The sequence below is a fragment of the Paraburkholderia sp. BR14374 genome, assembly GCF_040948685.1.
GTDB lineage: Bacteria > Pseudomonadota > Gammaproteobacteria > Burkholderiales > Burkholderiaceae > Paraburkholderia > Paraburkholderia youngii.
The window spans coordinates 15,909-36,822 of sequence record NZ_JBFPKF010000021.1 but is presented as its reverse complement, the minus strand read 5'-3'; the positions used below and the strand labels follow the sequence as shown (position 1 = coordinate 36,822).

General features: G+C 64.0%; 22 protein-coding genes and 1 pseudogene. 16 read left to right on the top strand and 7 right to left on the bottom strand.

From position 1 onward, the window contains the following. Genes AB3X86_RS31945 through AB3X86_RS31930 form a run of 4 tightly spaced genes read left to right on the top strand, consistent with a single transcriptional unit; the run spans position 1 to position 3,286 of the window. A complete protein-coding gene (locus AB3X86_RS31945) occupies positions 1–1,176 on the top strand; it encodes an acetate/propionate family kinase (RefSeq protein WP_368599052.1) in 1,176 nt (391 codons plus the stop codon). A 12-nt stretch (positions 1,177–1,188) separates the two neighbouring features. Continuing rightward, entirely contained in the window at positions 1,189–1,971 is a 783-nt protein-coding gene (fabI, locus tag AB3X86_RS31940; protein WP_368599051.1) for an enoyl-ACP reductase FabI, read from the top strand. Positions 1,972–1,992: 21 nt separating this feature from the next. Then, positions 1,993–2,250: an RNA-binding protein gene (locus AB3X86_RS31935; RefSeq protein ID WP_176107432.1), complete on the top strand. Its 258-nt coding sequence runs from the start codon at positions 1,993–1,995 to the stop codon at positions 2,248–2,250. A gap of 19 nt (positions 2,251–2,269) precedes the next feature. Further along, a complete protein-coding gene (locus AB3X86_RS31930) occupies positions 2,270–3,286 on the top strand; it encodes a hypothetical protein (protein ID WP_368599050.1) in 1,017 nt (338 codons plus the stop codon). Positions 3,287–3,301: 15 nt separating this feature from the next. On the opposite strand, the gene AB3X86_RS31925 is transcribed toward AB3X86_RS31930, so the two are convergent. Together AB3X86_RS31925 and AB3X86_RS31920 are read right to left on the bottom strand one after the other, a co-directional pair. Further along, a complete protein-coding gene (locus AB3X86_RS31925; RefSeq protein ID WP_368599049.1) occupies positions 3,302–3,889 on the bottom strand; it encodes a hypothetical protein in 588 nt (195 codons plus the stop codon). Between the two features lie 18 nt (positions 3,890–3,907). Continuing rightward, the gene (locus AB3X86_RS31920; protein ID WP_176107434.1) at positions 3,908–4,381 is read right to left on the bottom strand and encodes a glycine zipper family protein; all 474 of its coding nucleotides are present in this window, start codon (positions 4,379–4,381) and stop codon (positions 3,908–3,910) included. A 281-nt stretch (positions 4,382–4,662) separates the two neighbouring features. Between AB3X86_RS31920 and AB3X86_RS31915 the strand changes: the two genes are divergently transcribed. The 8 genes from AB3X86_RS31915 to AB3X86_RS31880 all read left to right on the top strand — a co-directional run bounded on the left by AB3X86_RS31915 (position 4,663) and on the right by AB3X86_RS31880 (position 13,857). Continuing rightward, the gene (locus AB3X86_RS31915) at positions 4,663–6,201 is read left to right on the top strand and encodes a DUF3300 domain-containing protein (protein ID WP_368599097.1); all 1,539 of its coding nucleotides are present in this window, start codon (positions 4,663–4,665) and stop codon (positions 6,199–6,201) included. Between the two features lie 9 nt (positions 6,202–6,210). Continuing rightward, positions 6,211–7,170 carry a DUF2950 domain-containing protein gene (locus tag AB3X86_RS31910; protein WP_368599048.1) on the top strand — a complete coding sequence of 320 codons (960 nt, stop codon included), beginning with the start codon at positions 6,211–6,213 and terminating at the stop codon, positions 7,168–7,170. A gap of 82 nt (positions 7,171–7,252) precedes the next feature. After that, complete coding sequence (locus AB3X86_RS31905) at positions 7,253–9,004, top strand: SulP family inorganic anion transporter (RefSeq protein WP_368599047.1); 1,752 nt, start codon at positions 7,253–7,255, stop codon at positions 9,002–9,004. Between the two features lie 18 nt (positions 9,005–9,022). After that, positions 9,023–9,451: an RT0821/Lpp0805 family surface protein gene (locus AB3X86_RS31900; protein WP_368599046.1), complete on the top strand. Its 429-nt coding sequence runs from the start codon at positions 9,023–9,025 to the stop codon at positions 9,449–9,451. A gap of 87 nt (positions 9,452–9,538) precedes the next feature. Continuing rightward, entirely contained in the window at positions 9,539–10,411 is an 873-nt protein-coding gene (locus AB3X86_RS31895) for a VOC family protein (protein WP_368599045.1), read from the top strand. 418 nt (positions 10,412–10,829) lie between these two features. Next, positions 10,830–12,563: a pyrroloquinoline quinone-dependent dehydrogenase gene (locus AB3X86_RS31890; RefSeq protein WP_368599044.1), complete on the top strand. Its 1,734-nt coding sequence runs from the start codon at positions 10,830–10,832 to the stop codon at positions 12,561–12,563. Further along, a complete protein-coding gene (locus AB3X86_RS31885) occupies positions 12,560–13,180 on the top strand; it encodes a cytochrome c (RefSeq protein ID WP_368599043.1) in 621 nt (206 codons plus the stop codon). Before AB3X86_RS31890 ends, AB3X86_RS31885 begins: the two co-directional genes overlap by 4 nt. A 14-nt stretch (positions 13,181–13,194) precedes the next feature. Continuing rightward, on the top strand, positions 13,195–13,857 hold the full coding sequence (locus AB3X86_RS31880; protein ID WP_368599042.1) for an ankyrin repeat domain-containing protein: 663 nt from the start codon (positions 13,195–13,197) through the stop codon (positions 13,855–13,857). A 9-nt stretch (positions 13,858–13,866) separates the two neighbouring features. On the opposite strand, the gene gph is transcribed toward AB3X86_RS31880, so the two are convergent. From gph to AB3X86_RS31855, 5 genes are all read right to left on the bottom strand, one after another. Beyond that, positions 13,867–14,559 carry a phosphoglycolate phosphatase gene (gph, locus tag AB3X86_RS31875; RefSeq protein ID WP_368599041.1) on the bottom strand — a complete coding sequence of 231 codons (693 nt, stop codon included), beginning with the start codon at positions 14,557–14,559 and terminating at the stop codon, positions 13,867–13,869. Further along, positions 14,550–15,377: an HAD family hydrolase gene (locus AB3X86_RS31870; RefSeq protein WP_368599040.1), complete on the bottom strand. Its 828-nt coding sequence runs from the start codon at positions 15,375–15,377 to the stop codon at positions 14,550–14,552. The genes gph and AB3X86_RS31870 overlap by 10 nt, the downstream gene beginning before the upstream one ends. Positions 15,378–15,525: 148 nt before the next feature. After that, positions 15,526–15,948: a biopolymer transporter ExbD gene (locus AB3X86_RS31865; RefSeq protein ID WP_176107445.1), complete on the bottom strand. Its 423-nt coding sequence runs from the start codon at positions 15,946–15,948 to the stop codon at positions 15,526–15,528. Further along, the gene (locus AB3X86_RS31860) at positions 15,939–16,709 is read right to left on the bottom strand and encodes a MotA/TolQ/ExbB proton channel family protein (RefSeq protein WP_368599039.1); all 771 of its coding nucleotides are present in this window, start codon (positions 16,707–16,709) and stop codon (positions 15,939–15,941) included. The genes AB3X86_RS31865 and AB3X86_RS31860 overlap by 10 nt, the downstream gene beginning before the upstream one ends. 59 nt (positions 16,710–16,768) lie before the next feature. Further along, the gene (locus tag AB3X86_RS31855; protein ID WP_368599038.1) at positions 16,769–17,560 is read right to left on the bottom strand and encodes a TonB family protein; all 792 of its coding nucleotides are present in this window, start codon (positions 17,558–17,560) and stop codon (positions 16,769–16,771) included. A 179-nt stretch (positions 17,561–17,739) separates the two neighbouring features. Between AB3X86_RS31855 and AB3X86_RS31850 the strand changes: the two genes are divergently transcribed. The 4 genes and pseudogenes from AB3X86_RS31850 (at position 17,740) to AB3X86_RS31835 (ending at position 20,739) form a co-directional block, all read left to right on the top strand. Further along, the gene (locus tag AB3X86_RS31850; RefSeq protein ID WP_368599037.1) at positions 17,740–18,864 is read left to right on the top strand and encodes a beta-propeller fold lactonase family protein; all 1,125 of its coding nucleotides are present in this window, start codon (positions 17,740–17,742) and stop codon (positions 18,862–18,864) included. 358 nt (positions 18,865–19,222) lie between these two features. Further along, positions 19,223–19,653 (top strand): annotated as a pseudogene (locus tag AB3X86_RS31845) (hypothetical protein). Positions 19,654–19,691: 38 nt separating this feature from the next. Further along, on the top strand, positions 19,692–20,171 hold the full coding sequence (locus AB3X86_RS31840) for a lysozyme (RefSeq protein WP_368599036.1): 480 nt from the start codon (positions 19,692–19,694) through the stop codon (positions 20,169–20,171). Between the two features lie 67 nt (positions 20,172–20,238). Further along, complete coding sequence (locus AB3X86_RS31835) at positions 20,239–20,739, top strand: lysozyme inhibitor LprI family protein (protein WP_368599035.1); 501 nt, start codon at positions 20,239–20,241, stop codon at positions 20,737–20,739. Positions 20,740–20,914: the final 175 nt, after the last annotated feature.

Genomic DNA, 20,914 nt, shown 5'->3' with positions numbered 1-20,914 from the left:
ATGTCGGATGTGATCCTCGTATTGAACGCAGGCTCGTCGAGCCTCAAGTTCCGAGCCTTCGACGCGCAACACGCGCAACTCGAGCTGATTCTGCGCGGCCAGATCGAAGCGCTTTACACGAACCCGCGTTTTCGCGCGACCGATCGCGACGGCAACGTCAGCTCGCACGAATGGGGCGACGGCCATCGCCTCGGCCATCAGGGCGCGATCGAATATCTGGGCGGCTTCTTGCGCGAGCACGGCAGCGGCAATCAACTGAAGGCGGTCGGGCATCGTGTCGTGCATGGCGGACAGCGCTTTACCGGCCCCGTTCTCGTGACCCCCGAGGTCATCGACCAGCTTGACAGCCTGAGCCCGCTCGCGCCGCTGCATCAGCCGCATAACCTCGCGCCGATCCGCATCCTTGCGCAACTGCGTCCCGACCTTCCACAGGTCGCGTGCTTCGACACCACGTTTCATCGCACGCAGACCGAGACCGCGCAAGCCTATGCGCTGCCGCCGTCGATTACCGACCACGGCGTGCGGCGCTACGGCTTTCACGGGCTTTCGTACGAATACATCGCGAGCGTGCTGCCGCAGATCGCACCGGACGCGGCGGCGGGGCGCACCGTGGTCGCGCATCTGGGCAACGGCGCGAGCATGTGCGCGATGGTCGCGGGCAAGAGCGTGGCCAGCACGATGGGCTTCACGGCGGTGGAAGGCCTGCCGATGGGCACGCGTTGCGGCAGCCTCGACCCCGGCGTGATTCTTTATCTGCTCGACGAGCTGAAGATGGATTCGCAGGCGATCGCGGACCTGATTTACAAGGGCTCGGGGCTGCTCGGCCTGTCGGGCATCGGGGGCGACATGCGCGTGCTGCTCGACAGCGACGACCCGCGCGCGCGCTTTGCCATCGACGTCTACACCTACCGCATCGGGCGCGAACTCGGCAGTCTCGCGGCGGCGATGCAAGGTATCGACGCGCTGGTGCTGACGGCCGGCATCGGCGAGCACGCGGTCGAGATTCGCGAGCGCATCGTGCGCGACGCCGCGTGGCTCGGCGCCGAACTCGACGACGCGGCCAATCGGGCGAACGGGTCGCTGATCACGACCGCTTCGAGCAAGCTGGCGGTGTGGGTCGTGCCCACCAACGAGGAACTGATGATTGCCCGCCATACGCGCGCTATCGCCCCATAGAGGAGTTTCGCCATGTCTATCGAGCAACCGCGTTTGATTCTCGAAGGTGCGAAGGCCCTCGTGACCGGCGTCGCCAACGAGCATTCGATTGCCTATGGATGCGCGAAGGCGTTTCGCGAGCTCGGCGCGAGCGTCGCGCTCACCTATGCGAACGACAAGGCGCTTCCTTATGTGGAACCGATCGCCAAAGCACTCGATGCCGAGATCTTCATGCCGCTCGACGTAACGGGCGAGGACGAAATGGAGGCCGTGTTCGACCGGATCGAGAAAACATGGGGGGAGCTCGACATTCTCGTTCACGCCGTTGCATGGGCGCCCAAAGCGGATCTGCAGAGCGGCTTGCTGCAATCGTCACGCGAGGGCTTCCTGAGCGCGATCGATATCTCGTGCCATTCGTTCGTGCGGATGGCGCGCCTCGCCGCGCCGCTGATGAAAGACGGCGGCACCATGCTGACGATGAGCTACTACGGCGCGAACAAGGTGGTGCCGAATTACAACCTGATGGGCCCCGTCAAGGCGGCGCTTGAAGCCTGCGCGCGCTATCTGGCGTTCGAGCTGGGACCGAGGGGCATCCGCGTGCACGCGATTTCTCCGGGACCGCTGCAGACTCGCGCCGCTTCGGGCCTGAGGGATTTCGAGCTGCTGCTCAACGAAGCGGTGCAGCGCGCGCCGCTCGGCGAACTGGTCGACATCATGGACGTCGGCTATACCTGTGCGTTTCTGGCCACGCCGTATGCGCGGCGGGTGTCCGGTTCCACCTTGTATATCGACGGCGGATTGAACATCGTTGCTTAGGGGTCTGGAGGAGCAAGCATCATGGCTGAACTGTTTCTTGGAAACGTCGAGGAAAGCGTCTCCGACGAAGAGATCGGCGAGTTCCTGATTCGCTACGGATTCCCGCGCTTCAGCTCGATCCAGCGGGTGCCCGGCACGGGTTCGCGTCCGGGTGCGGTGGTCGTCTTCGACGACGTGCCCACGGACGGGCTGCGCATACTGCAAAGCCGCGTGCATAACCTGTTCTGGAAGAACCACACGATCGTCGCGCAGCTGCTGCCGGAGCGCGACGAGTCGTAACGGGCGACGGGAGCCGGAGATGGGTCTGTTGTCGTGGCTGACGAAGCGCACCGCTGCCCAGGAGAGCGACGATCAGCAGGCGCAGGAAATCGTCGAGCGGATCGTCGGGCTCTGTCCGTCGTTGCGGCTCGCGCGCAACTATGCGTCGCGCCTGCGGCCCGCCGTGCAACACACGCTCGCCTATCTGGACCGGCTCGCCGATGAAGTGCCCCCCGCGCGCGAAGCGAGCGCGGCGGCGTGGGCGACCGACCCATACATCCACGCCTTTTTCGCCACACCCGACGACGTCTGCCCGGTATTCAACCGCTCCCACGAGCTGAATCAGTTCTTCAGCGACCATCCCGTCGCCGATCCGGTATTCGCGGTGCTCGGCATGGCCTTCGACGAGCGGCGCGTTTTCGGCGTCGGCCAACGAGGCGAGACGACCCAGACCGACCTCGCGCAGACGACCCTCAACTTCAGCGATCACCAGGTGCGCGTGTGCGGCGAGTCCGAAGCCGCGTTGCGGCATGAAATCCTGTTGCGGATCGTCGATCAGCTCGTGCTAGAAGGCCTCGGCAAGATCGAGGCCGAGACCTCGCGGCAGGACGCATTGGAACGCGAAAGAGCGCTGCTGAAAACGCGTCTGACGATTCTCGAACGGCAAGGGGCGGGCGTGCGCTCGCTGCTGGGTAGCGACGCGTCGTCGAATTACGCGGAGGTGGCGAAGCTGCAGGCGCAGATCGAAGAGAACGATCAGGCTCTAGCGCAGCTGGGCCTGAAGACCGAGGCGCTGGAGCGGCATCTCGACGTGATGTGCGGTGTACTGCAGGCGCCGGACGCGCATGTCTACGTGCGCAAGAGCAAATACCGGCTCGACCGGATGAACGTCGTCGTGGAAGAGGGAGATACACGGCCCGCGCATGAAATCGAGTTTCGCCTTGCGCACCTGCCGGCAAGTCCCAATGCGATGCGGGTTTTCTCGACGGTGCGTTTCCGACGCGCTGATTTTTCGCCGCCCCTCAGCGACCTCGCGCAAGCGCACCGCCTGATCTGACGCTTGCCGTACCTGCTATTTGCCTGCAACCGGCTCCACGGCGATGGCCACGGCCTCGGTATAGACCGCTTGCATCTGGTCGCCTTTCTTGATCCGCTTCAGCTGTTCAGGGTCCTGCACGACCAGATCCACCAAATTGCCTTGCGGGCCTTTCAGCGTGACCACGCCGCTCTGGTGATCGACCGCGATCACGTTAGCCATGATCGTGACCTGGCGTGAGGCCGAGCCGCCGGGTTTCGCGCCTGCCGGTGTGCGATCGAGCGTCTGCGTTTCGTTGGCGGTCAGCGGCGCGTTGCCTTTTTTCAGCATGAGGGTCAGCGCCTGCGAATACTCGGCCTTGACCACGTCGCCGACCTTGATCTGATCGAAGTTGCGCGCTTGCTCGCCGACCACGACCTGCACGACCTTGCCCTTCGGGTCCTTCAGCAGGACGGTGCGCGTTTCCGGCTCGATGCCGACGACCGTCGAGGTGGTTTTGACCGTCCCCGACACCGTGACTTTGCCGGGCTCGCTCTTGACCGTGACCGGTGCCTCCGTCTGACCGAACCCCGTATTCGCGACACACACGAGCGCCGCCGCGATGATCAGTTTGCGGTTAATCATTCTGTTCCCCTTGCGTGGTCAATTGACGGTGTAACCCCGGCCCGACATGCATGCGGCGAAAGCGCGATTGAACGTGTCCATCGCGCCCTGTGTTTGCGCCTGCGAATTTGCCGCGGCCGCGCGCCGGTTCTGCCGCGCGCGCGATCCGCCGACCATCGTGCCGGTCGCCGCGCCGATCGCCGCACCCTTGCCGGCGTCGCCCGCAATCGCGCCGATGATCGCGCCGCCGGCCGCGCCGCGCGCGGCGCCCTGCACGCGCTCGCCGCCTCCCACCGCGGGGCCGGAAGGCGGGGGCGGGGCGTTGGCGACCTGGGTCGGATCGATGCCGGTATTGTTCTTCGCCCACGCATAGCAGGCCCCTTCGTCCTGCTGCTGTTGCTGCGGGCTCTGCCCTCTGGCCGGATACGCTATCGGCCTCGATTGCGCGATGCCTTCGAGCGATAGCGACGCAGTCAACGCGGCAATAACGGCATATTTCGTCGATTTGTTCACGACAGCTCCTTGCGTGGGCACACGCGGGTGCGAGTCGCCGGCTGCCTCTGGTTCAGGCGTGAGGGCGCAACCGGCACCCGTGAATGGGAATTCTGATGGGACCGGTTGCCGCGCGGTGGATGCGCAGCAATGGCAGGTTCGCTTTCATCATGCTGTCGCGCGCCTGTCGCGCGCAATCGGACCAAGGTCGTATTTGCAATATCGTTTGTGATTTCCAAACTGTATTCATGCAACAGGTGCAGGTCGTTTCCATTGCTTCGGAGAACTGTCTGTCGAAGATTATGGCCGTGGACTGCCGCGTAGCGATGCAGCCCGAGGCCGCTGACGAAGCGCAAGGGGAAGCATCGATGGACCGCGATTCGCGTGCGCGTGCACGCACCATCCCGTTTGCAACGGCGCTCGACGACGAGCCGAGGCGCGCGCGACGCGTCAGCCATGTGCTGGGCGCCGCGCTTCTGGCGTGCTGCGGCGCGTTCTCCACTACGGTGTCGCTGGCGCAGGCGCCGGCCGCGAACGCCCCCGCGAACGCGGCCAACGTGCCCATTCCCGCGGCGACGCTCGACAAGCTCGTCGGACCGATCGCGCTGTATCCGGACGATCTGATCGCGATCATCCTGCCTGCATCCACCTATCCGGTGGAAATCGTGCAGGCCGACCGGTTTCTCGACCAGTACAAGAACAACAAGTCGCTGAAGCTCAACGACGCGTGGCACGATCCGGTGAAGGCGCTGCTGAATTACCCCGACATCGTCAAGAACATGAGCACCGATCTCGACTGGACGATCGATCTCGGCGAAGCCGTGGTGGCCGATCAGGGCTCGGTGCTCGAAGCGATTCAGCGCTTCCGGCGCCAAACGCAGTCGGCGGGGCATCTGAAATCCGACGACAAGCAGGTCGTGGTCGTCGAGAAGGAGGTGATCAAGATCCAGCCGGCCGATCCGCAGGTGATCTACGTGCCGCAGTACAACCCGCAGACCGTCGTGGTGGCCAGTGCACCCGTGACCTACGCGTATGCGCCCACGCCATATCCGGCCTACTACTATCCGTACGCGCCCGGCGCCGCGCTCGCGACGGGGCTGATCTGGGGCGCGGCGATTACCGCCGCCTGGAACGGCGGGCACTATGAAACGCATTACGGGGGCGGCGGCAACAACAACATCAACATCAACCGCGAAAGAAACGTCGAGCGCGGCGATAGAACCGTTAACCGGGGCGACAGGAACGTCGAGCGCGGCAATATCAACAGCGGCAATGTCAACACGGGCGACATCAACCGCGGCGGTGGTCGCGGGCAGGGAGGCGGTACCTCCGCGTGGACCCCGGACAAGAAGCCGGGTCAGGTCAGCGGTATCTCGGATCGTTCGGCGCGCACGCAGCGGGTCGGCGATCCGCCGTCGCGCGGCGGCGGCGCGGGTGCGGGTGCGGGCGGTGGGTTGGCAGGCGGCAACCGCGGCGGAGCGGGCGGCGTTGCCGGTGCGAACTTTGCCGGCGGCGGTGCTGGCGGCGGTGCCGGCGCCAACTTCGCAGGTGGCGGCGCTGGCGCGCAAGGGCGGCCGCAGCCGTCCCAGCGTCCGACCGCGTCGACGGGCGCGCGCGGCGGCGATGCGTTCAGCGGCTACGGCTCGGCGCGCGACGCGCAAGCCAACAGCGCGCGCGGCGCGGCGAGCCGCCAATCGGCGGCGCGTGGCGGCGGAGGCGGATACGCCGGTGGCGGTGGATTCGGCGGCGGTGGCGGCGGCGGATTCTCAGGCGGCGCGCGCGGCGGTGGCGGATTCACGCCGCGGGCCGGTGGTGGCGGCCGCGGCGGCGGACGGCGATAAGGAGCAGCCATGAGCGGGCAGAGCATCACCGGAAAGCGCGCACGCGACGTTTCGCGGCGACGCGTGGCCTCATCGCGGCGGCTGTGCGCGATGGTGCTCGCGCTGTCGGTTCCGTTGGCGGCATTCGCCGCAGGGCAGCGCACTTTCGCCACCCCGGAAGACGCGGTCGCCGCGCTGTCGAGCGCGCTGAAGACCGACGACGAAGCGTCGCTCGTCGCGATCTTCGGCGAAGCGCACAAGAGCCTCGTGGTGTCGCCGGATCAGGCGGAGAACGAGGCGAACTGGGCCAAGGCCAGCAAGGAGCTCGACGCCTATCACGTGCTCGACGACAGGGGACCGAACAAACGGATTCTGCTGGTCGGCGACGAGGCGTGGCCGATGCCGATACCGATCGTCAAGGAGGGCGGCGGCTGGCGCTTCGCGACCGAAGAGGGCGAAGAAGAACTGATCAATCGACGGATCGGCTCCAACGAACTCGAAGCGATCCGGGTGCTGGAGGCTTATCTCGACGCGCAGCGCCAATATGCGTCGCGCGACCGGAACCACGACGGCCTGCACGAATACGCGCAGAAACTGGCCAGCACGCCGGGCAAGCAGGACGGTCTCTACTGGCATACCGACGAAAACAGCGACGAAGAGGAAAGTCCGTTCGGCCCGCTCGTCGCGGCCAGCTCCGAATATCTGAAAGGCCACGCGGCGGGCGATCCTTACCGGGGCTACCACTTCCGCATTCTGACGCGGCAAGGCAAGAACGCACCGGGCGGCGCGTTCAGCTACGTGATCAACGGCCACATGATCGCGGGGTTCGCGATGGTCGCTTATCCGGCGCAGTACGGCAAGAGCGGCGTGATGACCTTCGTGGTCAGCAACAACGGCGTGATCTACCAGAAAGACCTTGGCCCGCATGCGCCGCCGGTGACCGAATTCAACCCGGATCACACGTGGCAGCGCGTCAAGGATTCGCTTTGAGCCGCCCGGGGTCGGAAGTGGCCATGCCCGCGCCGCGCGCCCGTGCTTCCGTCGGCACCGCTTTCGTACTCGAGGCGCTACGTTGAACCACCCACCTGGCGTCACCGGCCTCGCGTCAGCCACGCCACCCGCGCGCGGGTGGCGCTCCGCGTTTCCGCCCGCGCAATGGCTGCGAAGCTATCAGCCGCGCTGGCTCGCGAAAGACGCGGTCGCCGGTGTGACGCTCGCGGCCTATGGGATTCCGGTATCGCTCGCGTATGCGTCGCTCGCCGGCGTGCCGCCGCAATATGGCATCTATGGCTATCTGGTGGGCGGCCTCTGTTACGCGCTGTTCGGTTCGTCGCGCCAGCTCGCGGTCGGCCCGACCTCGGCGATCTCGATGCTGGTCGGCGTGACGGTTGCGACGATGGCCGACGGTGATCCGGCGCGCTGGGCTTCGATCGCCGCGCTCACGTCGGTGCTGATCGCGTGCATGTGCGTGATCGGCTGGCTGCTGCGCCTGAGTTCGCTCGTCAGCTTCATCAGCGAGACGATTCTGCTCGGCTTCAAGGCGGGAGCCGCGCTGACGATCGCGATGACCCAGTTGCCGAAGCTGTTCGGCGTGAAAGGCGGCGGCGAATTTTTCTTCGAACGGATCGCCGTGCTGTGGGGGCAGCTTCCGCTGACCAACGTCAGCGTGTTCGCCTTCGGCCTCGTTTGCATCGCGTTGCTGCTGCTCGGCGAAAAGCTTCTGCCGGGGCGTCCGGTGGCGCTCGCCGTGGTCGCTGCGTCGATCGTCGCGCTGTCCGTCACGTCGCTGGCCAGCCGCGGCTTTACGCTGGTGGGTGCGCTGCCTCAGGGCTTGCCTGAATTCCGTCTGCCGGGGCTGCGGGTAAGCGATGTCGATGGCATCATCCCGCTCGCGTTCGCGTGCCTGTTGCTCGCCTATGTCGAGAGCGTGTCGGCCGCGCGCGCGCTCGCGCAGGCACATGGTGACGAGATCGACGCCCGCCAGGAATTGCTCGGTCTCGGCGCGGCCAATCTTGCCGCGGGATTGTTCCAGGCGTTTCCGGTCGCGGGCGGGCTGTCGCAATCGTCGGTGAACGACAAGGCCGGCGCGAAAAGCCCGCTGGCGCTGGTCTTCGCGTCGCTGGCGATCGGCTTCTGTCTGATGTTCCTCACCGGGCTGCTCGCGAATCTGCCCAACGTCGTGCTGGCGGCGATCGTGCTCGTGGCCGTGAAAGGCCTCGTCGATGTCCGCGAATTGCGTCATGTGTGGCGCGTGAGCCGCTTCGAATTCGCGATTTCGATGGTCGCGTTCGCGGCGGTGCTGCTATTGGGCATCCTGAAGGGCGTGATCGTCGCGGTGCTGGTGTCGATGCTGCTGATCATCCGCCGCGCCGCGCATCCGCATGTCGCGATGCTCGGGCGTATTCCCGGCACGCGCTATTTCTCCGATCTCGAACGTCATGCCGAGAACGAGACGATTGCGCATGTGCTGGCGGTGCGGGTCGAGGCGTCGCTGCTGTACTTCAACGTCGAGCACGTACGCGAGACGATCTGGCGCATGATCCGCGCCGCGCCCGAGCCGGTGCGGCTCGTGATCTGCGATCTGTCGGCGTCGCCGGTCGTCGATCTGGCGGGCGCGCGCATGCTCAAGGCGATGCACGTCGCGCTGCAGGCGGCGGGCACCGGGATGAAGGTCGTCGGCGCTCACGCGGACGTGCGCGACCTGCTGCGCGCCGAGGGGCTCGAGGTTCGTGTCGGCCACATCAGCCGACGCGGCTCGGTGGCCGACCTCGTCGACGCATTCCAGCAAAACGGCGATCTCGCGGACGAAGCGGGTCGCGGATGATCTCGAGGAGAAAACCAGATGTCACGTCAATTGCTTCCCGGCGCGCGCGCGCTCACACACGACGCCGTGCACCCCCTCACGATCACGCAGTGGTTGACGGCAGCGGCGCTGCTCGCCAGCCCCGTCTTGTGCCATGCAGCGAACCTGAACTTTCTGAAAGACACGCCCGTCACCTACATGCACGAGGCCGACCGCAAAGCGCTCAACGATGCGGCGCAAAAGGCGCTCGATACGAAAAAGGATGGCGAATCGTACGAGTGGAGCAATGCGGGCACCGGCAATTCCGTTTCGATCAAGGGCACGGTGACGCCGCAGGATACGACGAAGGACGGCGATCGAACCTGCCGGACCGCGACGCTGACCGCGATTGCGAAAGGACAGACGCAAACCTGGACGCCGATCGTCTGCAAAACCGGCGATGGACCGTGGAAGGTACTGAAGAGATAAGCGCCTGCGCGTCACTCGATACGAACCATTTGCGCTGTTGATGCATAATTTGCCCAGCGTTTCGCGGCTCATGCACAAGGCAGACACATGGAACACTCTTACGCTCACGACGATACCGGCAATCTGATCCTGCTCGAACACGTCAACCTGAAAATCCCCAACCAGATTCTCGCGACCGCCTTCTACGTCACCGGCCTCGGGCTCACGCGCGATCCGTTCGTGATGACCGGGGTCGAGAATATGTGGATCAACATCGGCCGCTCGCAGATTCACTTGCCGCACGGGGCGGCGCAACGTTTGCGCGGCAGTGTCGGTCTCGTGGTGGGCGAACTCGACGCGCTGGTGAAGCGTTTGCGCTCGGTCGAGCCGCTGCTCGCCGGCACCGGGTTCGGGTGGACGGAGCGCGCAGGCAGTGTCGAAGTGACGTGTCCCTGGGGCAACCGCTACGAGTGCCTCGATCCCGTCGATCGAGCCGCGTCGGCACCGTGGTCGCAAATCGATCTGGGCATCGCGTTCGTGAAGATGGATGTACCGGTCGGCAGCGCGCTGCCTATCGCGCGCTTTTACCGCGATATGTTCGATGCGCCCGTCGACATCGAAGAGAAGCATGGCTTGCACCGCGCGATGATCGACATCGGCACGCATCAGCAACTGCTGTATGCGGAAACGACCGAGCCCATTCCTGAATACGACGGACACCACATCGCCATTTACACGGCGGCTTTTTCGGAGCCGTTCAGGCGGCTCGCCGAAAAAGGCCTCGTATATGGAGAGGAGCCGCATCAATACCGGTTTGCCGACCTCGTCGATCTGGCGTCCGGAGAGCGTTGCTTCAGGCTCGAGCACGAAGTGCGCAGCCTGCATCACCCGCTTTACGCGCGACCTCTGGTTAACCGCAATCCGGAACAGACGAACCGGGACTATCTGCCGGGTGCCGATTGGCGCGGCGGGCGGTTCTGATCGGCTCAATGAGCGGTCTATTCAGTGATAAAACTCATGAGCGTATTCGCCACGCCGCCTGTTCCGTTTCGACGCGTAGTCCACGCATCGCAACGTAGGTGAAAACGATGACCAGGGCGGCAGTGACTGGCGACAACGGTGCGCGCCGATCGCTTGCCACTCCTTACCGCTTTACTCTAGAAAATCCACAACACATCGGCTACCCTTAATCGAGCCGGTTTGCCGCGGACCCGTGCATCACTTCTCCCCCTCTGCGAAGCCGACCCGTCCTGACAGAGCTGAACAACGATTCGAAGCCGTACGCTTTTGTTGTCTGCGAGGGTTGCGCCACCGTGTTCTTTCACGCTGTCGTCCGCGTGGATCCATGTCGCACTCCTGCGCTGCAATTCATAGGAATCTAAAAAGCTAGGAGACGCTCATGCCATTCAACCGTATTCAGGGAATTGTCGGCCTGCCACTGCTCGCCATCGCGTTCGGCTTGCCCGCGGCTCATGCCGCCGACGAAGTACAGAACAGCACGACCATCACCGCGGCGCCGGTACCTTCGACGCTTCAGCCCGTCACCCAGGATCAGCTCGATCGCGCCGGCAGCATGACGGCGGTCTGGCTGCATTCGAACGGCTCCTATGCGCAGACGCGTTATTACCCGGGCTCGCAGATCAACAGGACGAACGTCGCGAAGCTCAAACCGGTGTTCATCTTCCAGACGGCTGTCAACGAATCGATGGAAACGGCGCCGATCGTGAAGGATGGCGTGATGTTCCTGACCACGTCGTTCAATCATGTGTACGCGATCGATGCGAAGACGGGCAAGGAGTACTGGCATTACAAGCACAAGATGGGTCCGGTCACGACGTTTTGTTGCGGACCCAACAACCGGGGCGTCGCGATTTCGGGTGACCGGCTCTATATGGGCACGCTCGACTCCAAGCTCGTCGCGCTCGACGCCAAAACCGGCAACGTGCTGTGGCAAACCCAGATCGCCGATCCCGACCAGGGCTACTCGGAAACGATGGCACCGGCGGTCGTCGACGGCAAGGTGCTGATCGGCACGAACGGCGGCGAGTACGGCATTCGCGGCTTCGTGAAGGCGTACGACGCGAATTCCGGCCAGTTGCTGTGGACTTTCTACACGATTCCCGAAACCGGCCAGGAAGGCGTGTGGGCGACCAAAGACGCGACCGGCCGCGACGAGAAGCGCGACATCGACGCAGAGAAGAAGCAGTTGGCCGACAAGGGCGGCGACTTCTACAAGACGCTCGGCGGCGGCGTGTGGATGACGCCGGCGATCGACCGGAAAACGAACACGGTGTACTTCATGGTCGGCAATCCGTCGCCGGACCTGTATGGCGCGATCCGGCCGGGAGACAACCTCTATACGGACTCGCTCGTCGCGATCGATCTCGACACCGGCAAGTACAAATGGCACTACCAGTACGTGCCGCACGACGTCTGGGACCTCGACGCGGTGAGCCCGCCGGTGCTGATCGACGTGCGCGACAACGACGGCAAGATGATCCCCGGCATCGTGCATGCGGGCAAGACCGGTCACGTGTACGTGCATGATCGTGCGACCGGCCGTCTGATCCGCTTCTCGCAGGCGATGATTCCGCAGGAAAACATGTGGACGCTGCCGACCGCGGCCGGCGCGCGCATGTTGCCGGGCGCGAACGGCGGCGTCGAATGGTCGCCGATCGCGTTCGATCCGCAGACGCGTCTCGTCTACGCGGCCAACCTACATCAGCCGATGACGTACCAGGTCGAGGACGCCGCCTATCCGGGCGGCAGCAAGCTGTGGCTCGGCGGCGCGTTCAAGGTGATCCCGTCCGAGGCGCAATGGGGCAAGCTGTCGGCCGTCAACGTCGACACCGGCAAGGTCGCGTGGGACTACAAGACAGACCAGCCGCTGATCGGCGGCGTACTCGCGACGGCGGGCGGCCTCGTGTTCAACGGCGAGGGCAACGGCCTGTTCCGCGCGTTCGATGCCGCGAACGGCAAGAAGCTGTGGGAGTTCCAGTGCGGCGCGGGCGTCAACGCGCCGGCCGTGTCGTACACGCTCGACGGCAAGCAATACGTGGCGGTCGCGGCGGGCGGCAATACGCAGCTCGACTACAAGCGCGGCAATAGCGTCATCGTATTCGCGGTGCCATGAGGGGGCCGGCGCCGCGGGGAGCGCCGGGTGGGGCGCGCGCTGCATGGGTGGCGCTGCTGTGCGGCGGATTGATCGCCGCATGGCTGCCGTCGGGCGCGCACGCCGACGCCGAGGCGGGCAAGGCGAAAGCGCAGGTGTGCGTGGCCTGTCACGGGCCGATGGGCAATTCGACCAATCCGGACTATCCGATTCTGGCCGGCCAAACCGCGCGCTATATATATCTGGAACTGAAGGACTTCAAGCAGGGACGGCGCAGCGATCCGCGCATGTCGCCGATGGCGGCGAACCTGTCGGCCGCGGACATGCAGGACCTCGCCGACTACTTCGCCGCGCAGAAGCCCATATTGGTGCAGTTCAAAGCGGATGGCGCCAGCATAGAAGCGGGCAGCAGGAAGGCCGCCGAGGTGTTGTGCACGATGTGCCACCTGGGCGGCTTTTCCGGGCAGAACGAGATTCCGCGCGTCGCGGGCCAGCATTATCAGTACATCGTCAAGGAGTTGCAGGACTTTCGCTCGCACACGCGCACCAACGATGCGGGCAACATGACCAGCGTGACGCGTAATCTGACCGACGACGACATCCATCATCTGGCCGCCTATATCAACAATCTGCAGTAGCGGGGGAAGACACGATGACAGACATGATCACTCGGCCACTTGTGGCCGCCGTTCTGCTCGCCGCCGCGTTCGGCGCTTGCGTGCCCGTGCTCGCGCAGGACCAGGGGGAAATCAACCGCCAACTGCTCGCGGCCGCGAAGGACGACGATCAGCAGTCGGTCGTCGCGGCGCTGCAGCGCGGCGCGTCGGTCGATGCGATGAACCGGATCGGCGACACCGCGCTCGTCACCGCGTGCAAGAAGGGCGATACGGCGATGGCGCGCACGCTGATCGAGCGCGGCGCGAACGTCCAGCATGCGAACGCGCCGGGCGATACACCGCTGATGGCCGCCGCCTACGGCGGCTTCGACGAGATCGTCGCGCTGCTGCTCGCGCATGGCGCCGATCCTCTCGCGACCGATCGCGTCGGCAAGACCGCGATGGAATATGCGGCGGGCGAGGGGCACACGAAGGTCGTCGGTCAATTGCTCGATGCCGGCGTCGACGTGAACCGGACCTACAAGAACGATCTGACTGCGCTGATGTGGGCGGCCGGCTACGATCGCGCGGAGACCGCCCAGCTGTTGCTCGCGCGCGGCGCGAACCGGTCGTTGAAGGACAACCGGGGAATGACGGCGAAAGACATCGCGGTGCAGACGAAGTCGGCGCGGGTCGCGGGGTTGTTGTCGGCGAGTTAGCGGCTGGAATCAAGCGCGCAAGGCCGGCCGCGCTTGCGCCAGAATCGCCGGCAACGCCTCGAACGAATCGATCAGCGCGTCGCAACGCGGCATGTCGGCGCCGCTCGCGCTGCCATAGCCATAGCTGACGATAAAGACCGGCAGACCGGCCGCGCGCGCCGCCGCGACATCGACCGATGAATCGCCGACCAGCACGCAACGTTCGGGCTCGGCGTCGAGCAGCCGGCACGCGTGCCAAAGCGGTTCGGGCGACGGCTTCATGCGCGCCACGGTGTCGCCCGCGACCAGCCCGTCCAGATGAGCGGCGAGCCCCGTTTTGTCGAGCAGCGCCGCCGCCAGCGCCTGCGGCTTGTTGGTCACGCACGCGCAGCGGTACCCGTGCTGCCGCAACGCGTGCAGCCCGGCCATCACGCCGGGATATACCCGACCCAGCTGCGCGTTGGTCACCGCGTAATGCCGCTCGAATACGTGCTGCGCGTGCTCCAGTTCGACATGCTGGCCGAGGCCCGCCGCGTTCAGCGAGCGTTGCACGAGCTTGCGCACGCCGTTGCCGATGAAGCCGGTCACCATGCCTGACGGCAGCGGCTCGGCGCCGAAGTCTTTCAGCATCAGGCCGGTGGCCGCGACGATGTCCGGCGCGGTATCGACCATCGTGCCATCCAGATCGATCAGGACAGCATGGTAGCCGCGGTTCATCGCCATGACGCGCTCGCGTTCGCGTTCGCCTGGTCCGCGTTCAGTGCGCCGCGCGCGGCCGAATCGGGACGCCGCGTGGCGTCTTCATGCCAGCGACGCAGTGTCGCCAGATCCACCCAGCGATGCCATTCGCCGCGCACCATCGGAACGATCGGCGCATGCGGATCGCCGAGATGAGGCAACACGGCCAGCGCGCCATCGAAGTCCTCATGCGCGGTAAAAGTGCTCGGCGTGACGACGACCGGCACGCGCGCGGCGCGCGCCGCGAGAAACCCATTGCGCGAGTCCTCGAAGGCGAGGCAGGCTGCGGGCTGCAAGCCGAGCTGTTCGAGCACGTGTCGATAGACGTCGGGGGCGGGCTTTTTCGCCGGCGTGGTGCCGGCGTCGCCGATCGCCGCGAAGCGATGGCGCCAGCTGGCGCCGAAATGCGCGTGCAATAGCGCGTCGAGGTTGGCGGGCGTCGTGGTCGTCGCGATCGCCACGCGCAGGCCAGCCTCGTTCGCCTCGTCGATCAGACGCGCGATGCCGGGTCGCAGCGGCACGCCGCGCTCGCGCACGCGCTCGGTGTAGTGGCGCGTCTTCAGTGCGTGCAGCGCGTCGACGGCCTCTCGCGCTCGCGGGCCCGCGGCTTCCTCGCAGTCGACCGTGCGCCAGTAATGCAGCAGACGCTCCTTGCCGCCCGCCACTTTCAGCAGGCCCGAATAGAGCGCTTCGTCCCAGAACCAGTCGAGGCCCGCTTCCGCAAACGCGGCGTTGAACGCTTGCAGATGAGCGGTCTCGGTGTCGGCGAGCGTGCCGTCGACGTCGAAGATAAGGGCTTGCATCGTGCGGTCCTCGCGAGGGTGGGTGCCGTTCAGACACGCACCACGATAGCCGAGCCATCCACCGATTCAAATTCAGAGATTCTTTCGCCGTCGATAAGCATTGCATTAGGTGCCGACGAGCACGCCGCAACCTGCGCGCCGCGCCGCGTCATTTGCCCAGCTGCGGATCGGTCACGAAGCCCAGCTTCGTCAGCCCGCCGCTTTGCGCCGCCGACATCACGATCGCGACCCGCTCGTACGGCACCTTGCGATCGGCGCGCAAATGCAGCTCCGGCTGCGGCGTCGCGAGGGCAGCTTGCGCGATGCGCGCGCGCAAGCCGTCGTCGGTCACGGGCTGACCGTCCCACAGCACCGTGCCGTCCGCTTGCACCGCGACGTCCACATGCGCGGGCTTGACCGCTTCCGGCTGACTGCTCGCATGCGGCAGATCGATCCTGACCGCGTGTTGCAGCGCCGGAATGGTGACGAGAAAAATGATCAGCAGGACCAGCATTACATCGACGAGCGGCGTCATGTTGATCTCGTTCATCAGACCTTGATCGTCGTCGTCGGAGAAAGGGCTCATTGCCATTCGAGGTCTCCGTCGCGGGTTGCGCTCGTCGCGTTGGTGCCGCGCGGCACCACGCGCATCTGCGGCCCGGCGCTCGACGGCAATTGCGCACCGGTCACGAAGTACGCATGCAAGCCGTGCGCGAAGCGCTTCAGGCGCGCGACGATCGAGCGGTTCGCGCGCGTCAGGCCGTTGTAGCCGAGCACGGCCGGTATCGCGACGAAGAGCCCGAACGCCGTCATGATCAGCGACTCGCCGACCGGGCCGGCAACATGATCGATAGAAGTCTGACCGGTCTCGCCGATCACGATCAGCGCATGGTAGATGCCCCATACGGTGCCGAACAGCCCGACGAAAGGCGCGGTGCTGCCGATCGAAGCAAGAATCGCGAGGCCGCTTTGCAGACGTGCGATCGTTTCGTCCATCGTGTCCTGCAGACGCCGGGTGATCCAGTCGGACACATCGATGCGGTCGTGCAACTGCTGCTGCGTCTGCCGATGATGTGTCGCGGCTTCATGGCCCGCCAGCGCGAGCGCGAGCAGCGGGTTGTCGTGCGCGCTCGAATCCGGGTAGCCGAGGGCGTGCAGTCCGTCGTCGAAGCGGTCCGCGCTCCAGAAGCGCGCGTCGCTCTGGCTGGTCACGCGCCTGAGGCGGACCACTTGCCACAGCTTCACGATGATCACCGTCCACGACAGCACCGACATGATCACGAGCACACACAGAATGCCGCGCGTGACGAAATCACCCGAATCCCATACGTTTGCGAGTCCGTAATGTTGCATGGCGAGTTCCTTCGGTTGGTGTCGGTGGTCTGTTTGGCGGTCCGGTTACGTTTGTTCGGTCACTCGGTCAGTCCGAATACGAACGACTGCGAGTACGCGGCGCGCACCGGCGTGCCGTTTTCGGTGTAGGGCTGGCAGGCGCCCGCATGCACGGCGGCGAGCGCCGCGTCGTCGAGTCGAGCCGAGCCGCTGCTGGCTTGCAATTGCGCCGTTTCAATATGCCCGCTCAGACCGACGACGAAGCGCACGATCGCCGTGCCATGCTCGCCGCGCCGCTTCGCGACGTCGGGATAGTCGGGCTTCGGAATCGAGCAGTCGACGTGCGACACGTTGCGCGGCTCGGTCGACGCGGGCGCAGCCGGATGAGCGGCGGGAGCGGATGCGGCCGACGGCGCGGCGGCCGTTGGCGCGGCGGGCATGGCGGCCTGCGGCGCCGCCGATGGCGCGGCGGTTTGCGTGACGGGTTGCGTGGTGCTTTCGCGTGTCGGAGAAGGTGTCGGCACAGGCTTTTCCACACTATGCGTCACCTGCGCGCGCGGCGGCGGCGCCGGTTTGGGGTGCACGGCGGGATGCGTGACGGCTGGCGTGGGTGCCGGCGGGGCGATAGCGGCGGGCGGGGGCGGCGCGGGTGATGAAACAACCGGAGCGGGAGGCTCGGGGCTCAGCAGCAACGCGGTGATCGTGCGTGGCTCGACCGGACGCTCGACGATCCGGTTGCGTGCGCTCAATGCGATGGCAAGCAGCAGCAGATGCGCGACGATCACGGCGCCCAGCACGATCGCCGCGCGACGGTAGCCGGCCGCGGGATTCGCAGAACTTGCTGGGTGCACCACGGCAACTTGCAGCATCATCGCCACCTCCGCGGTCATTGTCCTCCGTGGACCCCGCTTTTCAAACCCGCGACGGCCGGCGCGAAGCAATTCGGGAAAATCTCCCGCCGATCCGCGTTGTCAAACAATCACCCGGTGGGCTACCTTGAAACGATGACGCGAACCATCGCGGCGCCGCCATATCAACACGGAGTACAACGATGCTGGAGACACGGATTCCCCCCCGACCGCCACGCCGTTCCCTCGCGCTGGCTTGCGCGCTCGTGCTGGCCGCGAGCGCCGCGCATGCCACGGCCGCGCCGCTTGCCTACGTGACGAGCGAGAAGGCCGGCGTCGGCGTGATCGATCTCGACCAGATGACGCTTGCACAGACCTTTCCGGTCGGCGCGGACGGCCCGCGCGGCCTGAGCCTGAACGCCGACGGCACGCGTCTATTGGTCGCCAACAAGAACACCAACGATCTCGCGGTGATCGACACCGCCACCGGCAAGGTCGTCAAGCGCGTGAGGATCGGCAAAAACCCTGAATATGTGCGGGTGCGCAACGGCTACGCGTACGTGACCTACGAGCCCGGCGAGGACGGCGGGCCGCCGGGAGCGAAACCGGAAGGCAAACCCGACGCGAAAGGGGACAACAAGCCCGAAGCGAACGCGGGCGGCAAGCCCGGCGCGGACGACGACGCGAACAAGCCGCCCGCTGAAATCGCGATCATCGATATGAAGAGCTGGCAGGTGATCCGCTCGGTCACGAGCGGCCACGAAACCGAAGGCATCGAATTCTCGCGCGACGGTCAGATGATGCTGGTCACCAACGAAGGCGACGATACGGTGTCGATCTATCATGCACGAACCGGCGCGCCGATCAGAACCGTGAAGCTCGCGGCGGGTGGCCGGCCGCGCGGCATCCGGCTGTCACCCGATGGCAAGCACTATGTGGTCACGCTGGAGTCGCTCAGCAAACTCGTCGTGATCGATGCTCACACATTCGAAGTGGTCAAGACCGTCGACACCAAACTTGGGCCCTATGGCGTCGCGTTCGGGCCGGACGGTCAGCGGCTTTTCGTGGCTGCTGCGCGCGACAAGGTGGTGCAGGTGTTCGACGGCCACACCTTCGAACATGTCGCCGATGTGCCGGTCGGCCAGCGCTGCTGGCATTTCAGCTTCACGCCGGACGGGTCGAAGCTGATGGTCGCGTGCGGCCGCTCCGACGCGGTGTACGTGCTCGACGCGAAGAGCTATCAGCCGCTCAAGCAGATCGGCGAGCTGCCGCTCGCGTGGGGCATCGTCACTTATCCGCATAGCGACGGGTCGATCGAATCGCATTGAGCGAGATGCTGGCGAAGAGGCTGTTGCAGATCTTTTCGAGGTCTGTTGGCTTTGCGTTGCTGAGTTGGTATTGACTTCCTGTCTTGTACCGCTGTACGAGAACGGGCACAAATGAGCCGCCTGAGATGGGCGGCTTTTTTACGTGTGCTGGGCATGCTCAACAACTCGGGGGGCAAGTCTCCTGTCCTGACTAAATCCCGATTCCGCACACGCAGAAATATGCAATAGAAACGAGTTATCCGAAACCAATAGCGTCAATTTTTGTAAAAGCGGGCTTATCCCGAATTAAAGTCGTTGACCGCGGTCCGTTTCGATGGTTAATTCTCGTAGCAATGCCAGAAAAATCATGAGGAGTGCAATGGAGGAGCAGATGCAGCAAAGCAATGGGACAGATTGGACAGTCGAGGAAGAATGCGGAGTTTGCAGCATTATCTTTTCTATTTATTCCAAGTTCCCGCCGATGCCGTCCGCACAGGCCTTGAACATGGAAACCGGTGAGTTCTTTCCGTTTGAGAGGGTTCGTAAGCTGAAAAGCGGGTATGCCATGGCCGAAGCGCTGGGCGTTGCATGGGCGTGCAATTGTCGCGAACGATCAAAGAAGCGTTTCGATGAACAGTTCACGCTTCGGGACCCGAACGGGCGCGCGCTTTCCGATACTCTCTATACGGTCCGATTCCCATCGGGCGAGTTGAAGATGGGGTCACCGATCACGCGGGACGTACACAGCGGCACAAGACGGACGGCGCGCAAGCGGTGCGAATCTATCTTGGACATCGCCAGTCAGCGTAACAATTGTCTATCACGGTAACTCATAAAATGGGGTAAAAATGGCTGATCCGCTGCACGAATGCGTGACCAATACAAACGCTAATTCAAACGTCAATGTTTATGTGACACGCTACTGCAAGCCATGGAAGTTATCGGCCGGAGGTATTGAATTTCTGAAGGGCTGGGAGAAATTCAGTGCGGTCATATATGACAAGGATGGAAGCGGAAAAGGCAATGCGACTATCGGTTATGGTCATCTTGTTCATATGGGGCCGATATCAGGAGCGGTATCTGAGAAGCCATTTTTAAATGGAATTGCGGAGGCAGATGCCGATAAAATGCTCCGCGCTGATGTTGAAAAGGCTGAGCGAATTGTCAATAACTGGATCAAGGTCCCTTTACACCAGTACGAGTACGACGCCCTGGTGTGTTTTATATACAATCTACAAGGCCATGGCGCCAACCTCCTCGATTTCGTTAACACTGGTGATTATGACAAGGTTGGCGACAAGATGAGAACTTACAGCCATGACCATTAGGGTCGCTTAGTTAAAGGTTTGCTCAGGCGTCGTCACCGTGAGGCAGAAATGTTCGAGGCAGGGATCTATGACTCATCACACTAAACTTATCGCGGCGATTGCATTCTGGCCGATCTTCTCGATAGCGGCCACCGTTTATTCGGGGAAGTTCGATTACAAGCAGATCCAATCATCGGCCGCGTATTTCTCCGGCCACTCGGAAAAGGAAATTGATCGTTTGTGCAAGAGCGGAGAGCATGCGACGAATGATGATCTAGCTCAATGCCAACACAGGGAATTTGAGCGTGCAAAGGTGCGGCTGGATGACAAGCTTAAAGCTGTTACGGCGCGATTTGAGAGGGGAGATAATTTTTTAAAAACCTATGATGAGAAACCATTGGCGATGCCATATTTCGTTTCGGCGCAAGTTTCCTGGATGAAGTTTCGTGACAGTCAATGTTATGCCGAAACATATATGATGGGCGAGGCGGCAGAGCGCGATATATATTTTTGGGGATGTATGACTGACATTACGCAAACGCGCGTAAACGAGTTGGCTAAATTGCTCAAGGATTGGAGTGTTCGCTAAAAATCAGTTCCGTTTCGGCGAAGCTATTTGAAACGGGAATTTATGATGCGCGGCACTAGGGCGAACTGGTTGCTTTATAGCGAAGACGACTGGTCCGCGCCGGTTTGCCGGCATTGCGCTCGTGCAGAACCCCCAAGCGCCCGCAAGACCGAAGCCATCCGATCCCACCACGCAA